Here is a 1368-nt window from a genome sequence, read left to right on the forward strand (position 1 = left end):
ACGTCGGACGGATTGTGGAGACCGAAGCGCGACTTCGCCTGGCGGGCCTGCAAGTCTGGATTAGACGAGGGCCACAAGAGGGGAATGTCCTCACGCGTCTCGCAAAGGCCGGACAAGCCTACTACGATCCCTTTACCGGTATCCCATGCTGGTCAACCAGCAGAGGGGCGTGATGTATAGTGTCGGGCGAGACGGCAAGGATCAAGATGGTGATCTCGACCTTGATGTAGCGGCGACCATTCCCACGATTCAAACGGTTGCGATTGAGAGCAGCCGCTCCGTCGCCTCATCCCGATCCAAGTAACCCACGCCTCCTCCCTGCCGTGATCAAACAATTCTGATCCTTCCGTTCGCGCTGGCTGCTTGACACTGCCGGAGGTATTCCACAGAATCATCTGCGTCGCGAGCGGGAGATCAGGGGGTTATCGGGGAAGACAGATTCAAATACCCGTGTCAAAGACATCATACGTGAGGGAGATGCAAAGACATGAAAAGCGAAATTCTATATCCAGGGGCCTTTCCGATGGTGCGGGTAGATTTGGCTGCGGGCGAGTCGATCAAGGCTGAGTCTGGTGCGATGGTGGCCTGTTCGCCGACCATCGACATCGAAAGCAAAATGGAGGGTGGCTTTCTCGGAGCCCTGTCGCGAAAGTTCCTGACGGGAGAAAAGTTTTTCTTCCAAACGCTACGTGCCAGCCGCGGTCCCGGTGAAGCGTTGCTGGCTCCGACGGTGCCGGGTGAAATTGTCATCTTGGAACTCGATGGCGTGAACGAGTACATGGTGCAGAAAGATGGTTTCCTCGCAGGCGCCGACGCGATCGTCATCGAAAGTAAAATGCAAAGCCTGAGCCGTGGTTTATTGGGCGGAGAAGGCTTCTTCATCCTGAAAATCAGCGGGAAAGGGACGCTCGTCCTGAACAGCTTCGGGGCTATTCACAAGATCGAATTGAAGCCAGATCAGGAATATATCGTGGATAACAGCCATCTGGTAGCTTGGTCCGCCACCACGTCCTACAACATCGAAAAAGCCACCTCCGGCTGGGTCGCCAGCTTCACCTCTGGCGAGGGCTTTGTGTGCCGGTTCCGAGGGCCCGGACTTGTGTACATTCAAAGCCGGAATCCTGGAAGTTTCGGAGCCTGGATCAGGCAGTTCATTCCAGTCAGTGAATAAGGGGATAGCGGGATATTGGGGGCATGGGGATAAAGGAATGGATGAATGAGTGACAAAGCACGGACAGCGCTACCCGGTTACCCCACTATGACTTCCAATGCGCTTTGTTTCGGTAACGAGTTCCCCGCCAGCGGTGCCCCTTGTGTTGTCCAGGTCGGGGGGGACGGTCTCACGATCATCTTCGAGTCTGAGGGGAC

Annotated in this window: 2 protein-coding genes; both read left to right on the top strand. The window is 55.8% G+C overall.

The window, feature by feature from the left end:
- The first annotated feature begins 169 nt into the window (after window positions 1–169).
- Window positions 170–304: a hypothetical protein gene (locus Q7U76_06665; protein ID MDO8356055.1), complete on the top strand. Its 135-nt coding sequence runs from the start codon at window positions 170–172 to the stop codon at window positions 302–304.
- Window positions 305–487: 183 nt separating this feature from the next.
- Entirely contained in the window at window positions 488–1171 is a 684-nt protein-coding gene (locus Q7U76_06670) for a TIGR00266 family protein (protein MDO8356056.1), read from the top strand.
- Window positions 1172–1368: the final 197 nt, after the last annotated feature.

The sequence above is a fragment of the Nitrospirota bacterium genome (genome assembly GCA_030645475.1).
Classification (GTDB): Bacteria; Nitrospirota; Nitrospiria; order Nitrospirales; family Nitrospiraceae; genus Palsa-1315.

Bases quoted from the DNA above. Each gene is read 5' to 3' on its own strand.
- Q7U76_06670 (MDO8356056.1), top strand. From the start codon at position 488: ATGAAAAGCGAAATTCTATATCCAGGGGCCTTTCCGATGGTGCGGGTA.